General features: G+C 39.6%; 19 protein-coding genes and 1 pseudogene. 6 read left to right on the top strand and 14 right to left on the bottom strand.

Features of this window, described 5'->3' with window-relative positions:
• Nucleotides 1-18: 18 nt before the first annotated feature.
• Complete coding sequence (locus FD724_RS34850) at nucleotides 19-4,002, top strand: hypothetical protein (protein ID WP_372726546.1); 3,984 nt, start codon at nucleotides 19-21, stop codon at nucleotides 4,000-4,002.
• 161 nt (nucleotides 4,003-4,163) lie between these two features.
• Here FD724_RS34850 and FD724_RS34845 read toward each other — a convergent pair whose 3' ends face one another.
• Complete coding sequence (locus tag FD724_RS34845; RefSeq protein ID WP_069074522.1) at nucleotides 4,164-4,505, bottom strand: hypothetical protein; 342 nt, start codon at nucleotides 4,503-4,505, stop codon at nucleotides 4,164-4,166.
• A gap of 754 nt (nucleotides 4,506-5,259) precedes the next feature.
• Here FD724_RS34845 and FD724_RS34840 point away from each other — a divergent pair.
• Nucleotides 5,260-5,700: a hypothetical protein gene (locus FD724_RS34840; RefSeq protein WP_179076257.1), complete on the top strand. Its 441-nt coding sequence runs from the start codon at nucleotides 5,260-5,262 to the stop codon at nucleotides 5,698-5,700.
• A gap of 70 nt (nucleotides 5,701-5,770) precedes the next feature.
• Here the strand turns inward: FD724_RS34840 and FD724_RS34835 are convergent, their stop codons facing one another.
• Nucleotides 5,771-6,622 (bottom strand): Rpn family recombination-promoting nuclease/putative transposase, encoded by an 852-nt coding sequence (locus tag FD724_RS34835; RefSeq protein WP_179076256.1) that lies wholly within the window; start codon nucleotides 6,620-6,622, stop codon nucleotides 5,771-5,773.
• 167 nt (nucleotides 6,623-6,789) lie between these two features.
• Here FD724_RS34835 and FD724_RS34830 point away from each other — a divergent pair, with 167 nt between their 5' ends.
• Complete coding sequence (locus FD724_RS34830) at nucleotides 6,790-7,170, top strand: hypothetical protein (protein WP_104910156.1); 381 nt, start codon at nucleotides 6,790-6,792, stop codon at nucleotides 7,168-7,170.
• A 48-nt stretch (nucleotides 7,171-7,218) separates the two neighbouring features.
• Here the strand turns inward: FD724_RS34830 and FD724_RS34825 are convergent, their stop codons facing one another.
• From FD724_RS34825 to FD724_RS34795, 8 genes and pseudogenes are all read right to left on the bottom strand, one after another.
• Complete coding sequence (locus FD724_RS34825) at nucleotides 7,219-7,410, bottom strand: hypothetical protein (protein WP_104910157.1); 192 nt, start codon at nucleotides 7,408-7,410, stop codon at nucleotides 7,219-7,221.
• Between the two features lie 13 nt (nucleotides 7,411-7,423).
• Nucleotides 7,424-7,561: pseudogene (locus FD724_RS42225) on the bottom strand (molecular chaperone DnaJ); the annotation flags it as partial.
• 119 nt (nucleotides 7,562-7,680) lie between these two features.
• Nucleotides 7,681-8,283: a hypothetical protein gene (locus tag FD724_RS41335; RefSeq protein ID WP_256874694.1), complete on the bottom strand. Its 603-nt coding sequence runs from the start codon at nucleotides 8,281-8,283 to the stop codon at nucleotides 7,681-7,683.
• Between the two features lie 170 nt (nucleotides 8,284-8,453).
• Nucleotides 8,454-10,670 carry an AAA family ATPase gene (locus tag FD724_RS34815; RefSeq protein WP_179076255.1) on the bottom strand — a complete coding sequence of 739 codons (2,217 nt, stop codon included), beginning with the start codon at nucleotides 10,668-10,670 and terminating at the stop codon, nucleotides 8,454-8,456.
• 135 nt (nucleotides 10,671-10,805) lie between these two features.
• On the bottom strand, nucleotides 10,806-11,642 hold the full coding sequence (locus FD724_RS34810; RefSeq protein ID WP_179076254.1) for an SWIM zinc finger family protein: 837 nt from the start codon (nucleotides 11,640-11,642) through the stop codon (nucleotides 10,806-10,808).
• A gap of 5 nt (nucleotides 11,643-11,647) precedes the next feature.
• Complete coding sequence (locus FD724_RS34805; RefSeq protein WP_179076253.1) at nucleotides 11,648-14,857, bottom strand: DEAD/DEAH box helicase; 3,210 nt, start codon at nucleotides 14,855-14,857, stop codon at nucleotides 11,648-11,650.
• A gap of 158 nt (nucleotides 14,858-15,015) precedes the next feature.
• Nucleotides 15,016-15,306, bottom strand: coding sequence for a hypothetical protein (locus tag FD724_RS34800; RefSeq protein WP_179076252.1), 291 nt, complete (start codon nucleotides 15,304-15,306; stop codon nucleotides 15,016-15,018).
• 5 nt (nucleotides 15,307-15,311) lie between these two features.
• Nucleotides 15,312-16,271: a ParM/StbA family protein gene (locus FD724_RS34795; protein WP_179076251.1), complete on the bottom strand. Its 960-nt coding sequence runs from the start codon at nucleotides 16,269-16,271 to the stop codon at nucleotides 15,312-15,314.
• Nucleotides 16,272-16,757: 486 nt separating this feature from the next.
• On the opposite strand from FD724_RS34795, the gene FD724_RS34790 reads away from it, so the two are divergent.
• The 3 genes from FD724_RS34790 to FD724_RS34780 all read left to right on the top strand — a co-directional run bounded on the left by FD724_RS34790 (nucleotide 16,758) and on the right by FD724_RS34780 (nucleotide 17,820).
• On the top strand, nucleotides 16,758-17,027 hold the full coding sequence (locus FD724_RS34790; RefSeq protein WP_179076250.1) for a hypothetical protein: 270 nt from the start codon (nucleotides 16,758-16,760) through the stop codon (nucleotides 17,025-17,027).
• Between the two features lie 406 nt (nucleotides 17,028-17,433).
• Nucleotides 17,434-17,610 (top strand): sigma-70 domain-containing protein, encoded by a 177-nt coding sequence (locus tag FD724_RS42220; RefSeq protein ID WP_179076451.1) that lies wholly within the window; start codon nucleotides 17,434-17,436, stop codon nucleotides 17,608-17,610.
• Nucleotides 17,611-17,634: 24 nt separating this feature from the next.
• Nucleotides 17,635-17,820, top strand: a complete 186-nt coding sequence (locus FD724_RS34780) for a sigma factor-like helix-turn-helix DNA-binding protein (protein WP_179076249.1) — start codon at nucleotides 17,635-17,637, stop codon at nucleotides 17,818-17,820.
• 330 nt (nucleotides 17,821-18,150) lie between these two features.
• Here the strand turns inward: FD724_RS34780 and FD724_RS34775 are convergent, their stop codons facing one another.
• The 4 genes from FD724_RS34775 to FD724_RS34760 form a co-directional block, all read right to left on the bottom strand.
• Nucleotides 18,151-19,116, bottom strand: coding sequence for a ParB/RepB/Spo0J family partition protein (locus tag FD724_RS34775; protein WP_179076248.1), 966 nt, complete (start codon nucleotides 19,114-19,116; stop codon nucleotides 18,151-18,153).
• A 2-nt stretch (nucleotides 19,117-19,118) separates the two neighbouring features.
• Nucleotides 19,119-19,886 carry a ParA family protein gene (locus FD724_RS34770; protein WP_179076247.1) on the bottom strand — a complete coding sequence of 256 codons (768 nt, stop codon included), beginning with the start codon at nucleotides 19,884-19,886 and terminating at the stop codon, nucleotides 19,119-19,121.
• 175 nt (nucleotides 19,887-20,061) lie between these two features.
• Nucleotides 20,062-20,511, bottom strand: a complete 450-nt coding sequence (locus tag FD724_RS34765) for a hypothetical protein (protein ID WP_179076246.1) — start codon at nucleotides 20,509-20,511, stop codon at nucleotides 20,062-20,064.
• A 270-nt stretch (nucleotides 20,512-20,781) separates the two neighbouring features.
• The gene (locus tag FD724_RS34760) at nucleotides 20,782-21,588 is read right to left on the bottom strand and encodes a P63C domain-containing protein (RefSeq protein ID WP_179076245.1); all 807 of its coding nucleotides are present in this window, start codon (nucleotides 21,586-21,588) and stop codon (nucleotides 20,782-20,784) included.
• Nucleotides 21,589-21,698: the final 110 nt, after the last annotated feature.

Genomic DNA, 21,698 nt, shown 5'->3' with positions numbered 1-21,698 from the left:
CCCCCTCAAGTGTCCCTCTTGTCAATACTCTGCCACCTGAATCCTTACCTCAAAAATGGTGAAATCTGTGCCCCTTGGCTGGAGCAAGGAGAAAAAGTTCTTAACTTTCGCTCTCCTTTTCTTAACTCTAATGGCTTGTGTGTTTCTACTAATAAACACATTAAAGACCGTGTTGCTCCAGATGGTGAACCCTTAGAAGGCATAATTGTAGTCAATGACGAAGACCATAAGCGCATACAGCAAAGAATTACAGATTTAGAAGCGCGAGGGGTTGATGTTGATTTTATCGACCCAGCAGAAACCGAATCAGAACGCCAAGCACGAGACTACGATGGTGATTGCATTGGTGTGGCAAGAGCTAGCTTATACCCCAATTTAACAGCAGAGGCAGAGCGAAGAAATCTTCCCCAAAACGCCTATTCGCCCACGCTTAAGCTCAAAAAACAATCATTTTATGATCCCACCGATGGAAGCCAGCCCCCATTTGAAAAAATCGCTATCCACATGAGTGATAGCATCAGCGTGGGCATAATCAACAATCAAGTGACGGCACTGGAGGCATTAGAATCAGAAATTGAGGTACTAAACACTTATGGGACTTTAGAACAAAAATCAGAATATTTAGAGCAAGTATCTAGCCATTATCAAAGTTTATTTGAACAGGAATATGACCAGAAGCCCAAACCAATTAGAGCAGAGTACAAACCCTTCATGCAATCTGTTGTAGCTCTAGCAGAGAATCCTAACAGAACTCCAGAGATTATTCAGCAGGCGATGGATGTTAACCGCTTAATGTACCGAGAAATGATTGGTGAGGGATGTTATCAAAACCAAATAGCGGTTGATTTATTCAAAAGTGCTAAAAAACCGGAGATGGATAAAATCCGGGAAAACAGCCGCTACTTGTATCGTGATGTTAATTATATTAAAGATAAGAAATCTTCGTCAGTTTATTTAAACACGGGGATAACACCAAAGGGCTACTCACCAGTAGAATTATTGATTAGCCAAACTAATAAATATTTCCAAGAATCACAGTTAGAATCGCGTCCCATAGTCCAGTTTAAAGACTTATTCAAAGGAGTAGAATTTACACCACAGCAGAAATTTGCAGCGATCGCCGCCAAATACGAATTTGATCTGAAGTTCAATGCTGCGGTTCGTGCCTCAAGACGGCGAGAAACAGAGTCTGGCCCTAGCGCAATTATTCAAACGAATTCAGGAACGCAACTCGAAATTACCAACCTCACCCGCTACGGGCATCCCCTAATCTGGAAAGCCCAGACACTTAATATTCGCTTAGATGAGATTAAATTCACAAACAGTGAACGCCCCCATAAATTATTAGCAGTTGCACAGATAGATGACGAGGTTGGGTCAGATGGAAAACCCGCTTACCGCAACCTGGGGACAGTTAGCCAACAATCTGTGACTGACCACAACCTCAAGGCGGGGATGACCATGCAGGGAGCTAAACTCCTAGAACTAAAACCAGAACTTACTAGAAGCCAAACTAAATTACTTTTCGATAAGGCACAAGAGGCGGCTCTCGCATTTTACGCTTCTATCCCAGAGTCAGAAAAACTTGCTCTATCCGCCGCCGCTTGGAACATCTGTGCATCCCGCCAGGATGAACTTGAAGTTGCAAGAAAAGAAAACGCAAACCCCCAAGCGATCGCTAAAAAAGTCTCTAATTTTGCCTTTGCTGCTTTCCCCAATGAAATTATCTCCCGCCTGGAGCAACTGCAATTTACTGAACCGAAGTTAGTCACACTGAATAATGAAGCGAATCAATTTTTGGGTCGAGATTGGAATCCCACCGAAAAACACGCGATAGAAATTAGGGCTAGCCACCACCCACCGGGACACGAACGCCACGTTTCCAGACTGTTGTTTGTACAGGATGCTGACGGCGAATATAAGGAATTTGCCATGCTTGAAACCAGAACCGCACAGCTTCCCATTGGAACGAAAGCGCTCTCTTGTATGGTTGGGGTAGAACCTGCCACAGCATCAGCAACTATTGGACTACCAGGAAACGAGCCGGTTGAAATTACTATCCGTGAACTCAAGAACTTCTCTTATGCAGGACTTGTTTTTAACGACCAAGCAGTAAATTTAGAATTTGGCACTGTGCCGGTGACTGACAAAACAGTAAAAATAAAAATTGATGCTTTGACTCTGGGAGAGTTAGACAGTGATTCTATCCAACAGTTAAAACAAATTGATTACCTGAAAAATGGTAATCCTCTAAAGTTAAAACTTACTTATATCTCCGAAACTGGAGATCAAGCTTTTGTTCTGGGTGAATCTCCCAATGGGAATCTTCTCAAAATTAATAAAATTAACTTTTATGATTTTTCTGGTCAGACATTCAATGATCAAGATTACCGAAAACTGACTATCGAAACCTCAGCTTCTAAAACTAGAGATGCTGTATTTTTGAATGGTGAACCCTTGGGAGTATTGCACTTCAAAAAAGACAAAGACGCGCTCAGACAACTTGGATTACTCAAAACCGGAAAACTTACACTCGCGCCTGCAATCATTGAAAGTAATTTTTCTGTTATTTGCGCTCAAATTGACCCTAATACCGTTGAATATCCCCAGAAGTGGACGAAGGAATTTCAGGCTTTTGGGACTCAATCGGTTAATTCTGAACAACAAGAGATGATTGAGAGTAGTGCGAAAATTCTCCATCAGATTAAAGAGCGTCCTACTTTCTTATTTTCGACAGAATCAAACAAAAAGCTTGGAGTCATGGGCTTGGCTGTTGACAACCAGAAAGCTGAGACTGTGACTAAATGGTTAACTGCTCAAAATGTTGAATGTCAGCAAGTACCAACGGAAGATGTTATCAGGGAAACTAAAAAAGGTCTAGCGGTATTTAACTTGGTTGATAGCTCTATCCCTGCTAAAACTTTGTCGAGCATGACCAAGAAATTCGGGGCTGTGATTGAATCAAATAGTGACTATCAACAAAGAGTTAATTCCCTCGCCACACGACCACGGTTTTTGAAACCTCCATCTCAATCAGCATTGTCCCCACCTCAACAAAGCGCTCAATTCCACCCAAACCAAGAGGTTCAAAATATTGCCCCTCCTGTCATCAAAGGCAAGCCGATTCCGATGAACTACCCATTAATGATGCATGGTGACACTAATCCTTTACCCGTGGATACTTGCATTGATGCGATGAGAGGATATGGTCGAACTCACACCACAAGAGCTTATCAACCATACAAACAGTATGGATTTAAACAGGGTGATATAGCTCTAGCTACAGGCATTGGTAAACAAGTCGCCTTTCGAGTCGGTAAACAGTATCAAATCACACCTGATATGATTGCTGACCCTGTTTATCAACAGCAGTGGGCTGACATGGAAAAGCACTCACCCAAAGCATTACCAGAATTGTTCACAGGCAAAGGGCAGGTCTGGGGACTACATCTAGAGCCGTTGGGGGATTATGTGGACGGGAAAATAGTCCCGTTTCCTGAACCACAAAACAGAGCATCACCTAATCAAACAGTCCAAACTCAATCAGTTACTATTGATGACTTGAGAAATTGGTATAATGCCGCAGATAAGTTAGGGAAGTCGGAAAATTACAAAAAGCACATTGTGGAAGTGGCTAATGGGTTTAAAGCTGGTGAGCAATTATCAGCCGAAGCGTTGACAGTAATGAATCAAGATACATTTGAGCTTGAAAGAATCAGTCGGCTGACTCAAATTGCTCAAAGGATTGGCATGGTCTGGGGTAAGTCTAATGAAAATGGCACTCAAGTTCAAGGAAAAAATTATGACTTGGCTTTCAATACCCAGCATAGAGATTTAACTATTTCGCAGAAAAATGGGGAGGTAATTTTAAACTTGCAATCTGGTCAGGTACAGACTAATAAACTAACTCCACAGATATTACAAACTTTTGAAGATGTTAATACTCAAATTGATAAAATATTAGCTAAATCTCAAACGCAACAAGTAGACTTACAAAGATAGATTTGAAGAATTCAGCAGCAAGTCGCCAAGTCGCTTTGCTCCAATTCGTAATTACTAATGGGCTGCGCCCCGCTACGCTCTAAGCAAAGCTATGCCGCAGGCTTTACGTAATCCGTAATTAATAACCCCATGAATAAATTCAGGAGCTTGGAATATGGAGCTTAGGAAAATTCAACTTTCATCGCTACATAAGCATTTGCAAAGCGTTTGTATAGGAGAATTGCTCCGAAATTTGCTCCCAGACAGATGCTTCCTAGTCCCAATAAAATGTATGTGGGAGCCATGACAACTCCAATCATGAACCAAGCAAATACGTGCAGTATGATTAATAAAGCAAAGGTACTGGCAATTGCAGCACTTCGCCAAATCTCAATAGCTGGACGACACAATAATGTCAAACCTATTGTTAACGAGGTAGCAATTAGGTTGGCTGGGATTAGAAAAGCACAAATACCAATGCAGTAAGTGCTTGAGAATACCGTCAAGGTGTTAAAGTCTAACATGAATTCTCCTAGATTAAATTGCCAAATTTTAGATGAATATTTGTCCTGATATCCTCAAGGCTAGTCAGACTTTAAAAGATTTGTAGGTTAGCCGAAACTATGGCATTACTCAGATATTAGTGAAGACATACTAAAAATTTGAACCACCAACTTCTTGGTGGTTCTGAGTTATACTTCGTATTAGCTACTAGTTAAGCACTTAAACAGGAAATATTGTCCGGGTAATCAGTGCGCTGGCGAACCCAGAAACACTAAGACCTAGCAAAATACTAGTAAACAAAAGACTTATTCGAGGGTTAGAATCTAGTTTTTTGTCTTCTCTACCACCTGTAAAGAATAAAGACCAAGCTTGGGAAGCATTGATAGTCTTAAAGCTATTAAAATCAGGTCTGAAAACAACAGAACCAAATAGCTCAGGAGATTTGAAGTCGAAATCATTGTTCATGTAAATAAGTATAACAAATATCTTGTCAAATAGCTAGCTTTATGATAGACGGTTACAGATAAAGGCAAGGTAGATATGTCGAGGGTAGCGATCGCCGACGTTGAGTGGTGATTTTTCAGAGGGAGCTTCCACCCCTTTTTGTCCTTAAAACTTGCCCATAAATAACCCTTTTAGGGAATGTTTTCATTTGAATGGTCAAGTTGAGGTCGAGGCTGAAACAACGGTAAATTAAGGTTTTTGATAATAAACTTTACCAAACTTTACGACGTGTCCGATTTTGCACATAGACCTCTTGGCGGATACCCTACTATGCCAAATATGCTAAATACAAAGGTAAAACAACTGCCAATGCTCGATTATGTCAGTGCAGGAATCGCGTTTTACATTACAATGCTTCCCGTACAAGAGTGGATACTGGAGTTCCGCCTTGGTTATCTCGGTCGCTACTGGAGCCTGATAAGTGTTGCTGGCTTATTCATTGGCTTTTTGCTCTGTCTGCTGATATTTGTGCCATTGATCATTAACATGGCATTAGATCCGTTCAGATATCCAGATCATTTGGTCATGAGCGGGATCGCTGCGGTGATTTTTGGTGCAATACTTTGGCTGGGACAGTGGCTGATCCTGCGGCAGACTGAGATGACACCGAGAATTTTTGCGCTGATCAATACAAGTCTGTTAAAATTCGCTTTTGCCCTTACTGGGGTTTTTCCTATAAAGAGTCTGTTAATTCTGTTGTGGTTTGAATAAGATTTTGGGTGCGATTAGTTGCCAGGGTAATCGCACTCATTTTCTTGTTCACCCATCTGTACAACTGACATTAATTTTCTTGAGAAAGAAGAGCTTGTAACTGCTGAACTTGTTCAAGACTTAAACCCGTGACTTGTGAGATTTCTTGCACAATCATTCCTCTTTTGAGTAAATTTAATGCAATCTCTTCTCTTGTTTTTTGAGCGCCTTCCTGTTGCCAACTTGTAACAATCTCCATAATTTCCTCCTGTTCATCTAATCCCATTGTACTGATTGCCGCTTGGAAGACCTGTTTCTCAGTATCGTCGAGCCGCAAATAAGTATCAACGAACCCAGAAATTAGTTGCATCCTTGCTGGGTCTAATTTTAAGGTCGCCAGCAAGCGCAAACATTCCGCCTTTACCTGCGGACGTTCTAGCTTGGAAATATTCATTTTCGACATTAATGCTGCCGCCACCGGATTGGGCTGGGTGAGAAAATCCCGCCAACTTAAACGATTCAATTGGATAGCAGCAAACTGAAACTCCAGCACTTTTAAGTCGCCAAAGGTGACACTATAATTTTGAGGTTCGGCGCGTTTGGGTTCATCAAAAGAAAAAATCACCACTGGGTAGATAGGGAGATCATATTTTTCATGCAAACGGGCAAAATACTTAAACATGCGCTTTGCAAACGCTGTTTCAGTGTAAGACTGGTTTTCTACGTGAATTAGAAAACAAGTGTCTTGTTGTTTATAACGCACCTGCGCCAGTAAATCAATTTCCTTCTTTTCGCCAGAAGTGACATCATTAAATACCTCCTGCGGTAAAAACTGGATAGAATTACGATCTATTTGGCTGGCTACTTGAGGCAGAAACAAATCAAGTAAATCAATAAAAAACGTAGATAGTAATTCTTTGAAAAGGCGGTCGTGGTCAATCATAATATTTATCTTTAACTTTCATAACACTCATTCTATTTTCAGGCTAAGATTTTTACTAAAGCTCAGTATTGCATATACCAAATATCTCTACAATCCACTAGAATAAAGAGATGATAATCTGATTTATGTATATTAAGTATTAAAACAGACTTCATGAGATATAAGGTATGAAATTATCAGACTTATCAGCAGAAAGCCTAGAAAAAATTAAGGCAGTTAGATGGGATAGGATTATTGAAAAACATGAAGGGCCAGAGGATTGGGAATCAGTTCTCAGATATGAACAGCCAGAATTTTTGTCAGTTCAAGGATGTCCGATATTATTACCTGTAGATAAATCACATCATCCTAATATCACCATAATCCGGTGTATCTGGAGTATGGATAACAACTCTGTAACTGTTTTTCTGTCTGATACTACCTATGAAGATGATCCTTTTTTCTCTGGATTTATGGCGGTATGCGATCGCTTGAAGGGAGAGGAATTTTTTTTAGCAGTTTTATACCATGAATGGTTTATTATTGAAAGAGCAGGAGTTTTTGAATAATCCTGTTACGTTAGGATTTTCAAATATTATTCAATAATAATTATTTTACTATCTAATTAACTCTGACAACATTTGCTCAAGAATATCTTCCATAATTGACTCGTCCGTGGAGCGTAAAGAAACTGGGCCATCAAGAAATTCTTGAATAGTGATTTTCTTTTCTTTAAAGCCTTTAACAAAATCTCGAATATCAGAAATAACGCTAATTTGATTGTCAATTGTTTCTACCATATCAGTCATAGCGTCAATACCTTTCTGTGCGCTTTTTCTTGATCTGTTTGAGTAGTGATTGATGTTGTTTTTCTAGAAACTCTAAGCGGATATGTAATTGAGACAGAGCTAGCGGAGTTACTTTAATTGATTGCGATGGAACTGTAGTTTTTCGAGGCATGAAACACGTCTGTAAGTTTAAAGTTTAAAATAGAACTGTCGCATTACTTAGGGAATGCGAAAAAAGACACCTCAAGGACTGCCATAATTGCTAGGCGTATTCTGGTTTAATCGCGGATTTTAAAAGTCATTATCCGTAAAGGGAACTATGGATGGTAAAAACTTTTGAAAAGAAGGGTAAAATTGTAATCTTGCTTCATAGTCATCTGTTTGTGATATTTCTAGCTCGATTGTTTGCTGATTTTTTTCATCAAAAAGCAATTGGATTTGATAATTTGTCCAGAATTGCTCACCTAGTTCATCTTCTAAATCGAAAAGCCGTTCTTCATCACCCCATATATTTGACCAAAGTCCGATCCTATTAGCGCGAAAATGATTTTGACCATTAGCATCTCCAATTACAAAATATGCTTCGACATTTAAATCAAATCCCAAGTCATCGACCTCTACCTCTGCTATTTGACAGTTAACCACTATCAAGGTATCGGGGTTAACGTTTACTACCTGCTCTTGGCGCTTTAATAATTCTTGTAATACAAAATCAGGTAATAGCTGAGAACTTCCTTCAAGGGCTTGTTTTTGAGTTTCTGGAGAGTAACGAGTTTTTAGTTCTTGGGTGATTAAAGTTAAAATATCTTCACTAGCTAAATTGACAACTATCTTTTTATCTGTGGGATTAAGGAAACTTCCAACATTCAGATTAATGTGTTTTTTAATTGGCATAATTCTCTAAAATCCTTTTGAACAGTTTATACTCATCTACAAATAAAGCGAAGGCAAGGAAAAATATTACCTCAGCTTCAGTTCTTCGTTTTGATCAAGACGTACTTCCGAGTAATTGCAGGAGTGAAAATCATAATTATAAATGACTGTGATTTGATAGCCTATTATGTTCATGCGCTAATATTTAAAAATGCCACAGTGCTTGACCAATTAACGGATTGGTTGAGTAAGTAACGAACAAATAAATTTTTAATAATATTTATTTCCTCACTTGTCAAATTAGCAGCTAGACGATCTGCATAACTTGGTCGATTAGGATTAGCAGTAAATAAACGCTTGATAAAATTATCAGAGATGTGCATAGGTGTCAAATACTGCTGAAGAACTACTTGTACGCAGTGCCCATTTGAGGCAAAAGCGTGACGCAAATCATCAGCGTCCCAGTTAAGCATGGGGTCAGAGACATCTGTATAAATAGCTTCTTCCGCTAAAACTAATCGCTTATACAATTGGGCATCTAAATTTTGGCTGGGCAGTAAGCGGTAAAACCTTTGGGTATGACGAGGTACTGTCTCAGCTAAAATAAGCTTGACTGAGTGCGGGAGCAATTGAGTTAAAATTTGAGCAGCAAGTCCCTTATCCGATTCTGAGGCTAGTACATTGCGCCCGATAATAGAGTCAAACTGTACATTTGGTGCAAGAGATGCCAGCATAGCAGGTATCTGTGCAACAGATGCAGTAAAAACTATTGGTCGCATTGTTTCAGGAAGTGCCGCAGCAAGTTCATTTAAAGCATTGGCATCAGAGCGATTGCGAACACAGGCATAAACCCCACCTTCAGGAACTTGCCGGATTGCTTCCCAAGTAAGTAAACCAGTGGCGGCATTTAGATCCAATACTAAGTGATGACGTTGTAATTGAGCGAAAGCGAAAATGCGTTCGCGCACAGATGCTAATTGTGTACTTACCTGAGAAAGTGTACGTTGCAACCAGCGCTCATCTGCTCGGTCAACAGTTCCATAAGTCATGACTTCCATTGGTGCAACACCAATACCTTCTACTATTGCGGCAAGTTGAGCTTCTCGACGACGCGCCACTTGTGTTGCGATTTGGTGTTCATAACCTTGGATTGATGGTTGATAAAACAATTGACCTTGCAAGCTCTTGGGTAAATACTGCTGTTCTACCCAATGATCTCGGTAAGCGTGAGGATAGAGATAACCCGCCCCATGTCCAAAACCTTTTTTATCCCGATTGGCATCTTTAAGATGAGTGGGGACTTCTGCAACATTTTCAATTTCTACTGCGGCTAAAGCATCGAAAAAGCCCATAATGCTATTGGATTTTGGTGCAGTCGCTAAATAAAGTACTGCCTGCGCCAAATGATAACGTCCTTCCGGCATTCCCACGCGATCAAAGGCTTCGGCACAGGCATTTATAACGACAACTGCTTGTGGGTCAGCCAATCCGACATCTTCGCTTGCAAGAATTAACATCCGACGGAAGATGAAGCGTGGGTCTTCACCAGCATAAACCATTTTGGCTAGCCAGTAGAGTGCTGCATCTGGGTCAGAACCTCGTAAGCTCTTAATAAAAGCACTGATGGTATCAAAATGGGCATCCCCTTCTTTGTCATATAAAACAGCACGTTGTTGAATTGATTCTTCTGCCACTGCTAGGGGAATATGAATAACACCTGTAGTATCGGGGGGTGTAGTCTCTACAGCTAGTTGCAAAGCATTCAATAATGAACGAGCATCACCATTAGCAACATTAACTAGATGAGCTAAAGCATCTGTGTCAATTTGCACTGTTAACTTGCCATAACCGCGTTCCGAATCGAAGAGTGTTTGCTCAATAATTTTGTATAAATCTTTGTCAGTTAATTGCTGAAGTTGAAAAATCCGCGAACGGCTTACGAGTGCCTTATTGACTTCAAAAAAAGGATTTTCGGTGGTAGCACCAATAAGAATGATTGTACCATTCTCTACCCAAGGCAATAGAGCATCTTGCTGAGACTTGTTAAAACGATGGACTTCATCGACAAAAAGAATAGTTCGTTGATTATGAAACTTGCGCTCTTCTTGGGCTTTTTCAATTGCCGCTCGAATTTCTTTAACTCCTGAGAGTACAGCATTGATAGCGATGAATTGAGCGCGGGTGGTGTTGGCAATAACCCGCGCTAAAGTAGTCTTGCCAGTCCCTGGTGGCCCAGAAAAGATTAAGGAAGACAGTTGATCCAAACTAATAGCACGCCGCAGTAGCCTTCCTTGCCCGATAATATGCTCTTGACCAATAAATTCATCAAGTGTCCGTGGACGCATCCGAGCCGCTAGGGGTGCTGATTCTTCAGTTATTTTTGCAAGATGCTGGTCAAATAAATCCATTATAAAATACGTCGAGAGGAAGTGGAGTTTTTCAAGGCATAAAATATGTGCGTATGCTTTTTCAAGGTAAAAAATTATAACGGCAATTAACATCTAAAAAGAAATTACTTTACGATGTCGTTATCAGCGCTTAAATCAGAACTGATGATTTTTGGTTTTGACTCGCTGATACAGTTCTTCCATTGTTTCAATAAAGGAAGCATCATTGTGCCAGAAATCAGGAAAATCCCCTTGTTTCTTAATCAAAATGGCACAGATACTACTGGGAGTCGCCACTTCAATAGTTTGTGGTAATCGCTTTGTACCTAACCAAAATTCTCTGGCATTTGGCATTTGGTTAAGAGATTGCTTTTCTAGCTTAGTGTACAGCGAATTAGAAAGCTCTAAAGGAATTTCCTTAGTATTCAATTCCTCAGATAGAGCTTTTCCCAAAGGAGAATCAGCTAGTTTGGCTTGAAGTTCTGCTTTCGATAATCCGCGTAATTCAAATAACAACCAGGGATTATTATCTAATTGAGAAGCCACTAAATAGTAAACTCCAGCAATGTGCTTACAGGGATTAGCATAATCTGGGCAAGAGCATTTAGTTTTGAAATCCTTACTACTATGGGGCAATAAATGTAGTCCCAAATGAGAGAAAGTATCTTCAATATTTTCTGGGACTTCATTTAGCAGCAATCGAGAAATGATACTGGCTTTAGAAGAAAGCTTTTGGATAGCTTCATTCCAATGGGTTTTAGCAATAGGTGTAATCTGAATCTCTATATTATAAGTTGGTTCTTTGTAGACTCCAAAATAGGGATTAACTGAGCCTCTGACTTTGGCAGTAATTTTATTTAAGTCAATCTCAAAGCTTTTGACTTTACCACCGCTAGCATAAGACCGTCCTCTTTTGAGTCGGTTATCATCTGTAAAAGCTTCTAGTGCTTGAATAAAGCGATCGCCCCACCAAGTTCGACTAAATTTAGCCATAATATCTACTCCAAAATTGCACTCTTATTCAATGAAATCAACCGCTTAAAGGCTTCATTATCTAATTCGGTGAGCCAAGATTCATCGTTACCAACAACAGCATTAGAGAGTTTTTTCTTATCCTCAATCATTTGGTCAATTCTTTCTTCTAAAGTCCCAATAGCAACAAATTTATGCACAAAGACATTCTTTTTTTGACCAATACGGAAAGCACGGTCAGTTGCTTGGTCTTCAACTGCTGGGTTCCACCAACGGTCAAAGTGAAAGACATGGTTGGCTTTCGTGAGGGTGATACCTACGCCCCCTGCTTTCAAGGAAAGGATAAAAACCGATGGTTCTGTATTTGGGTCTTGAAATTCGGTAATCATTTGTTCTCGACGTGGGCGACTAGTGCCACCATGCAAATAGTAAGTATTGCAATGCAGACTATGTTTGAGATGTTTTTCAATCTTTTCACCCACTTCCGTAAATTGACTAAAAATAAGTAAACTTTCTCCTTCATCAACTGCCTCCTCAACCATCTCTGCTAACCGACTGAGTTTGTGCGAACGCAGTGGTGAAAAATCGCTACCATCTTGCAGAAATTGGGCTGGATGATTACAAATCTGCTTCAATTTCATCAATGTCGAAAGAATCAATCCTTTGCGTTGAATTCCCTCTGCTGATTGCAATTGTTTTTCTACATCTAGTACCACCACTTCATAAAGCGATGCTTGCTCTTTGGTCAGGTTGGTGTAGAGTTTTTGTTCAACTTTATCTGGCAAGTCATTAATAATAGATTGGTCAGTTTTTAACCTTCGCAGAATTAGAGGTTCTACCAGTTTTTTCAAGGTGGCAGATTTCACACGGTCATTGTCTTTTTGAATCGGAATCTCGAAGATTTTCCGAAACTGGGCTTCTTTACCCAAGTAACCAGGATTGAGAAAGTTAAAAATTGACCACAAATCCAGTAAGCGGTTTTCTACAGGAGTTCCTGTCAATGCCAGCCGATGTTTAGCTCTTAATTTTAAAATAGCTTTAGTTTGGGCAGCTTTCGGATTTTTAATATTTTGTGCCTCATCCAGTACTAAACGTTGCCACTCGATGCTGCTCAATAACTTTTCATCTTTGCGGACTAGAGTAAAGGAGCTAATTATCACATCGTTTTGTTGACAAGCAGCTTTGAAATCAGCTAGATTTTGCAGCCTAGTGCTACCATGATGCACCATAGTTTTTAAATGAGGTGCAAATTTGGCAATTTCCTTCTGCCAGTTGCCGACAACAGAAGTTGGAGCAATTAATAGTGTAGGCAGGGCAGATAAAGAAGTAATCTTTTCACCTACTTTCAGAGCTTCATGTAACTCCTTCTCTTGCACTAATCGGGCAATCACCTGCACGGATTTACCTAAACCCATATCGTCTGCCAAACAGCCATTTAATCCCAAGTTTTCTAGATATTGTAGCCAGGAAACACCACGCTTTTGATATTCTCGGAGCGTGCCTTGCAGATTATCAAGAGCAGAAATTGGCTCTAGGCGACTTTTATCTTGTAGCTTTGCTATCATCTCTGACAAAGCTTCGTCATGTTCAATTTCCCATTCTGACCCCAATTCCGCACTGCGTTGTAGAAACTCCAGTAAGGTCATCTGGGGTTGTTCGTTACCGTGGGACTGCCAAAATTCGAGTAACTGCTGCATTTTATCCCGGTCTAATTCCATCCATTGACCGCGAAAATGCACTAGGGGAGTTTTAGCATTAATCAGTTGTTCCCATTCAATAGGTGTGACAGTTTGCTCCCCAATTGCCAACTCATACTGATACTCCACCAGTGAGTCTAAGCCAAAATAGCTTTTTGTTTCCCCTTTCGTTGCAGCAAGTTTGCTACCCGATGCTTTGAGGCGAATTTTGGCGCGACGACGACCTGCTGGAGTATACCAAGCAGGTACAATTACTTTGAATCCTGAGTCTTCCAGTACCCAAGCACTTTCAGTAAGGAAGTCAAATGCTTCATCTAAGGTAAGTTGCATTGCTGTTGGCTTATCTGTCTCTAACCCAAGCCAGAGTTTGGGATACATCCTGGCTGCATACCCCAGATTCAGCAGTAAATTTGTTTCAAAATCTTTACCAAAATCTTTATGTACGCCAGTTTTGCTAAATTGATTCATTGTCCAGTAGTCTGCTAACGCTAACTTCAAGGATGGATCTTGTTTACTGGCTACTAGAAATTGAATTTGCCAATTGTCTATTTGTTCATTATCAGGAGAATGTAACTGGAAGCACAGATGAAAAGGTGAATCAGCTTGAGTACGAGTAATTTTGGTTTTCCATACCAACCATTGCTGATATTCCTCAAGGGCAGTATTTGTTGTGAGTGGGTTATGCTGACGAGGATAAAAGCAAGATTCAATTAGAGAATCAGCAATTTGTTTGTCAAAAGCGGCTGTAGATGGGGTGTGAGTTACTAAATCATGAAGTACATATTCGGAAAAGTGACGCAATAGTGTTTCTTGATCAAAAAACTCAATAGGATAGCTAACTGTTGCTTTCCCTGCCACACATATTAGTGGCATATAGTCAATATATTTAAGAATATTTGCTTCATATTGTTCGGAAATAATTTCCCAGGTGGCATAAATTTCAAATGCTGCTTTAGCAGTCTTTTTTTTGCCTTTTTTGTGGGGATTTTCCGTTGATAAATGTCGATACTTCAGTGCGGGAATAAATTGGTCTTTGAGGATTACTTGTTTAAAACTTTGAGTGTAATGATACCAAAATAATAAATCTGAACCAATTTGAAACTTCTCGGCATTATATATTGCTAAAAAATGGATATCTTTAAGTAGTTTAATAATATTAAGTGCGGTTCCGTTTTTGGTAGACACTACTGTTTCATAACAATCTACCTGCCAATATTGGAATTCTTCATAGCTATCAGTCAACTCAATTTCTAAATACTTGGTTAATTCTGGTGAAGGTAGGGGCTGATTATTGGTCGTTGGTAAGGCAAAGTATTTAGGAGATATGCGTTGGGAAAATTTATTATTGTCTTCTTTAATTCCCAATTCTTGTACTAAAAAGGCGATTAATTCGGATTTAACCAAATGTCCAGGATGAATTTGTTGACTATTGGTGTGACTTTTTTGGGATAATTGAGTTTCTACCCACAAGTAAAAAGACCCTGACTGAATAAAGTCAGTTTCCTCGTTTGGTATCCAGGTGCCATGAAGTATTCTCATAGTTATAATGCCTCTGGATGGTTTAGAAATTCACGCGCCTTAGAATTACTTTAGCAAACAGAGGTGCTAGAATTATCTTCTTTATGCAAAAGAAAGCGATGTGTTCTTGTGCGATCGCTTGATTTACGCACTATAGAGGCAGCAGTCCCATACTTCCCTTACAACTCAAAATCAAGAATGAAGGTTTGGTCATCCAAATTTTCTTGCTTTTCAATAATAGATGGCTCTTCAGTCGGCGGCTGAAGTCTGTTATTGTCAGTAGTAATCGGCGTAAAAGCTACTTGTTGTGTGGCTAATCCAGCCTTGATGAAAACAAAATAGCAATCAATAATAAAGTAAAGCGTCTCCAGGTAACTTTTACCTAGTTGTTGGGACTCTGCAAATATGCGTTTTTGATAGTTTTCTTTAAGGCGAATTTTTATCGGAGCTAAGTCTTGTTTATCTGTCATTGTGATCACTTAAGAGATGTAGTCGGCGAATTCTTGCTGCTGATGGCTTTTGCCATTTCTAAAAGTCCAAAGACATTAGCTTCCACCGGGTTGTCCAGTATTTTGAACCCGTTTTTCTCTAAAAGCTTTTTAAATCCAAGTAAGAGGCAACCTCCACCAATCGCCCAGATTTCATCCCCTTGGTGTTTAGCATCCAATGTGAGATTCACCACTTTCTTCAAGTATTTTTCATACCAATCTTTCAAACAAGTACTGTAAACATCTTTGATATCAATGTCCCGGCTGTACCGAGTATGCCCCATTTCCAGACAAAATCGGATCTTGGAGGCATCCCCAATTTTCCCGCCATTTAGATGTTTCATCTTTTGGGAAATATCATTGATGAGAACTTCTACGCCTGTGGGGTAGGCGGTGTGAACTTCTCGTTTCCCTTGGTTGTAACGAGAATATAGAGTCGTGCCATTGCCAAAATCTAAAATAGTTAATTTTTTCGGTAGTTGATGCCCAAACAATGCACCCATCCCTTCTAGTACGACTTTCAGGACTTCTACTTTTACTTCTGATTGTTTGCCAGCAAGTATTGGCTGATATTCCCCGTTTAGTACTTTTTGCAATTCGTCAGCCAGAGCAACATCATGTAAGCTGACGACTAATTTTAAATGCCAAGCCTTACGGTGTGGAAGATGTGCCAATGCACCGAATAAAGTCAATAATGCGTTGTTGACTTTGTTTTCATTGTTATCAGTGTTTCGGTCAAAATAATTTCCTGTACGGAAAGCTGATTCTCCAACTGTGTAAGCACTACCGTTAAAAACTACCCTCCCTGGTACGTCTTCCATCTCGGCATTGGTTATATAGCTGGGCACACGAACAACTTCAAAGCCATCGACTAAAAGTTTTAGGCTTCCATAACCGTTGTCAAAGCCAGCAGGAAAAATTTTTTGCAAGGTGTGAATGTTAGACATAAAGAGAAAGGTAATAGACTTTGATTTGTGAAAGTTATCTGTGATTTGTGAAGTGGGAACAGAGCAGAGAAGAGATGAATAAAATAACTACTCTTTTTTTCTTCAGCGTCAAAAAATTATCATAACCTCTTGGGGGCTAAGTGGGGGAAAATCTCACAAAGTCAAATGTACCCCATATAGCCCCCATATAGCCCCCTTATGGGAGTCAAATTTTGCTCAAGCCTGTAAACTGCTTTGGGGTACACATAGCCCCCATATAGCCCCCATGATTTTTTTTGAAATCTTTTCTATCAACGCAGCAAAAATTAATTTAGATCATTGTTGACAGCTTGATTTATACTTTAGTGTCAATCTTTTGTTAGCAATTCATTTCCTTGCAAGATGTTTAGCTAAAGCTCTGATCCACTTGGAATTTACCTACGAGAAATCGGTTGCTTCGAGAGGCTATTGCTTCTTGAGATTTTCTACGCAAAAGAAGTAAGGTCTATGCTGGCTCTTGAGCAGCAAAACAATCTTTTTGTGCAACGGCTAAAGCCTTCTCCGAATGGGTCTGAACTCTCTAGCGAAGTAAATAAAACAGAAGCAGAATTAACCCAAATCTTTGAACAAGACCAATCGGCAAAACATTTAATGATTACTGCTAACCTCCGAATAATGGTTGCAGTCGCTAAAAAGTATCGTTGGAGTAATCTAGAATTTTTGGATCTGATTCAAGAGGGAGCAATAGGTTTACTTTCATGTGGTAGAGAAGTTTGATCCGAATCGCGGTTATGAATTTTCTACCTATGCAAAAGGCGTGGATTCGGCAAGCAATTACCAGAGCAGTTACAGAACAATTCCACACTGTTCGCCTCCCCCATGACTAAGTAATTCGTAATTCGTAATTAATGGACGGAGTAACTCAATTCATTGATGGAGATAAAAAACATAATTCCTTTTTTCAGAGCAGGCGACTTTCCTACGGAATGCTGCGTGAACAGTCTTGGGATGAAAGGGAGTCGGGAGTGGGGAAACTAAGCGGCCCACAAGGAGCGGGGTTTAAACCAATACTGCGATACAAGGATTTTATCGCTTAAGGTCGGGCGAGGCTTTAAACCTTTTTCCGGACTAATATATTTCCTAGTCCCAATTCCCTACTCCCCGCCCCGAAGGGGTTGTAAAAATTACGAATTATTTTGACGTATTACCTAAAAAAGTTCTCGAATGCCTAAACGCATTTCGTCTGTTAGTTTCTTTGGAGTTAGGAATTGGAGAGGGACAAGAAAACCAATTGCAAGAGATATTACCCGACGAAAGAATCTCCGCACAAGAGTATGTTGTTCTAGAATGCCTCCGGTAAGATTCACAGGATTTATTAGCTACCTTGAAACCAAATCAACGCCAAGTCTTAATGTTACAGTTTGGGTTGTCGGGCGAAAACAAGTTGACTGCAAAACAGGTTGCACAAAGACTTAATCTCAGTCATTCCAAGGTACGCTCTGCTTATGGGCAGGGTATCAAAGCTTTACGACGTGAGCAAGACAAAATCAAAGATTATTTGGCTAGTTAAAAACTTTTTATGTCCAAGGAGAAGGAATTGCTGTTTTTGAAAGCACTTCTCCCGCACTTAGTCAAATTATAAGTATCAGATATAGCCCTTTCAAAGTGGTGAAATTTAGAATGAGAATTAGTTATTTCAACCTTCAAAAAGCCCAAAATCTGAGCGGAAGATTGAAGAGGGAACACTGAAATAACGTATCTTCGTTGGCCACCCTGAAGGGATAGTATCAGATATTGTCTACTGTGGTATAGCAGTTATTGAACTAAAGCTCTTAACTGACAAGCTTTTCAGTTTTCATGCATATACCTTTTCCGATAAACAAAAAGAAATCAAACTTATTTAATTTTCAGTACTCTCCTCTTGTTCTTCTAAAATAATTTTTATTTGATTGAGCAATTTCTCCAAAGCTTTCTTTTTCTTCGGATTATCCCAAACTTTAGATGAAGCCAGTTGTTTACTTAATTCTTTATATTGATATTTAAGTAATGGGGGATTCTCATTACCTTCCTCTTTAATCTGAATATTCCGTACTAATTGTTGAATTTCAACTAGTGATAAATTATTATCTATTGCTTGACTAAGTAATTGTTTCCGATCTTCGTCAATTTTGAGTTTTGCAATCGCTCTGGCTTTTGTATATTCAATTTGACCTTGAGATAAAGCTTGCTGAATTTCATCAGGCAGGTTTAATAGAGGCAAGCGATTTGTTCGGAATGATTCAGGGGACAGTTTGCCAAACGCCAGAAATACACCCTCAACTATTGCAACCTCATCTGAGCGGATAACGTTATCCGCCTTTTTTCGATTAGCTTTCTCCATACGATTGAGCAGGCTTACGACCTCATCCTGCGACATCTTCAACCGTAAAACAAGTAATTCTAAAATCCCGATAGTTTCTTCGTATGCATTTAAATCTTCACGCTGTAAGTTTTCAATTAATCTAACTTGTTTTACGGTAGCATCATCCATTTCCTTGATGACAACAGGTACTTCTTCTAAATCAGCCATTCCTGCTGCGATAAGGCGGCGTTCCCCTGCAATAAGTTCATAGTCCCCATTTCCTAAAGGACGCACTAGCAAGGGTTCAAGTATTCCTACCACTTTTATGGACTGCGTGAGTTCCTGTAACTTCTTACGCTCAAAATAGCGTCGCGGTTGGGTTGGGTCTAACCTAATTCGCTCTGGTTTGATGCTAGTAGCTTGATTTTTAGGTGTAGTTAGTTCAGAATCACCATCGCTAAATATTAAATCAAGAGGATTAGCGTGTTTAAGCTTTGCACTATATGCTACGTCTTTTTTAGTCACTTTTACACTTTTAGTTTTTCTAAATCTTTAACAATCTTATTCATAACTTTAAGTGCTGCATGATTTTTATCATACACAGCCAATGGAATCCGACGTTCCGAAGCATCGGCAAATGCAATTGATTTTGGGATAGCAGGATATATTGTTGCTATTTGCGAAAGCTGATCTTGTATAGCGTTAACAGTACGAGTTTCCTGTGCTGTACGGCTATCAAGCATTGTAGGGATAAATCCAGCAATTTCTAAGTTTTTATTGAGTTTTTTACGAACTCGCCCAACAGTATCAAGTAAAAGGTCAGTGCCAAGAAAAGATTTAAATTGGCATTGAATAGGCACAACTAGATGTGTCGCCGCAGTTAAGCTGAGGATACTGAGAATGCCCAAAGAAGGCGGGCAGTCAATTAAGATAAAGTCGTATTCATCTTTAATAGGTGCTAGAGCTTCTTTGAGACGATATTCTCTTGCATCAGCAGTAGGTAAGAGAAGTTCAGCTGCACTAAGGGTAATATTTGTGGGAGCCAACTTCATCCCATGAATACTTTCTGGATAGATAAATAGCGGTTCTTCATCAATAATGGCATTATAGAGTGTTTTTTTTAGACTTTCTGGGTCTACTCCCATAAAATTCGTTAGGCTTGCCTGTGGGTCCATATCTACAAGTAGGACATGGTTTTGATTAGAAGCTAAATGATAACCCAGGTTTTGGGTAAGAGTAGTCTTAGCAACGCCTCCTGATTGGTTAAATAACGCAATGACAATAGTTTTGCTCACGAGTGTAAATTGTAATTTTAAATATTTACCCTTAATACGGCAAATTGTAGCTCTGGTTCAGGGAGAACACAACTATTGAGTTATGCCAAGATTGTGTCTTACCAATCAAATCAGCGACCAAAGGTATGATCTGGTTGTAGAAAAAATTTTTGACAGCAGAAACAGAATTCAGGAGTTATTTTTCTTCGTTAGGATACCAACCTGCCGGAATGACTTCAAAATTGCAAACATCTTTGAAGACGTATATGCGTCCGATCATTTCTGATGGGGAAAGCAAATTTTTGTCGCCTTCCTTCCAATCTTTTTTATCAACTGTTCCCATGACTACATAGTTATTACCTACAATTTGAGGATTTGTTTGGACAAAAGTAGCAGCCATCAATGGTTCAATTTCCTGTTTTTTAGCAATAATTAAGTCGCAGCTTGGGCAATATTTACACTGTTTATTTAGTAAAAATAGCTGTTTAGGTTCAATGTGGATTACCAAAGGGAACTTACGTAACTTAGTTTTAGTATCGCATTTGGGGCATTTAGTGAACGCACAATCACTATAAGGATTGAGAAAAAATCGATGCCGCTTTTTAATTGTTTTATCTGGCTTTTTATTAACACTATTTTTAACCATGCTACGATGAAAGCTTGATTAACTACATTTGGTTTTGTAATATAAGGTTAACTATAACAAGCGTGAAGAATTAACACTTACTCCTAACTAAAAATAGTGAGGTAGGTTGAGCTATTGCTAGACATTAGATGGTTGGTAGCTAAAGTTACCAACAGAGCAGAAGGAGCGATAGATGTCTTCTGAACATAGCCGGATACAGATGCTTGAATCACATCATCGTGCAATTTGGTTGCGGTAAGGTATTCTCAGCTTACCGCAAATTCACACTAACTATTCCACATTCCAACCATCAAACAGATTAGGCTGATCTATTCCGTACTGCCTCTGCACCAGCCGCCTCAGTTCTGCCACCGAGTTAGCCGACTTCATCAGAACCAGGACTGATATCACGTGGGGAGATAACCTTTCCTTTGTTTCTTTCGACAGCATTTGATGTATTTTGTGCTTTCTCCTCCCGTTAGGCAAAATTGGATTAACGATATCGAGCTTGGCTTTTTCTTCTGGAGTCATCCAGTTATAGATAAACTCCCAATAGTATTTGCCATTTTGTATATGCTTTTTATGCAGCTTGCTTATCCGTGCTAGATTCTCCTCAAACTCAGTTTCAAAAAGTTTTGTCCAAGGACGCGGGGTATCAAGGATGCGGCAATCATCGATGCGTCGCTGTTCGACTGTACGTCGTTCACCCCAGACTTGATCGAATCTGCTAGTAAGTGAGTCTTCAGATAAGGCATCAATTAACCTTCGAGCTTGTGCATTTCCTTTTGTGTCAAAGTAACGCCAAATTATTCTGGCATCTCTTAGTGACCAGGTTATAGCACGTGTTACTGTCGTTTTAACCGTATATTCCGCAGAAAGTGTAACCTGATTTAACCCATGCTCTATAAGGGTTTTGTAGACACGGGGTAGGCTAAACTGTAACCTGGTCAACCAGTTTTTATTTATACCTATTGTCTCAAGTATGTGATTTTGAGACATCCGGTATTCTTTCGTCTCAACAATCCTAATGGCATCAAACCGATAGTTGCCGATGTACAACTCAACGGCTTGGGCGGCTGCAAAGTCTTTCTTAGCCATGATTGCTTTCTCCACAAAAATTTCATCAATTTCTCGCGGAGCGCTTGCCAAGGTGATTATTAATTTTTTGAAAGTAAAAAAGACCCAGATTAAATGTCTAGGTCTTTGAG

Source organism: Nostoc sp. C057 (assembly GCF_013393925.1).
In the GTDB taxonomy this organism is placed as follows: Bacteria; Cyanobacteriota; Cyanobacteriia; order Cyanobacteriales; family Nostocaceae; genus Nostoc; species Nostoc muscorum_A.
The sequence above is the reverse complement of the archived record's forward strand: the minus strand, read 5'-3'. Positions and strand labels throughout refer to the sequence as shown.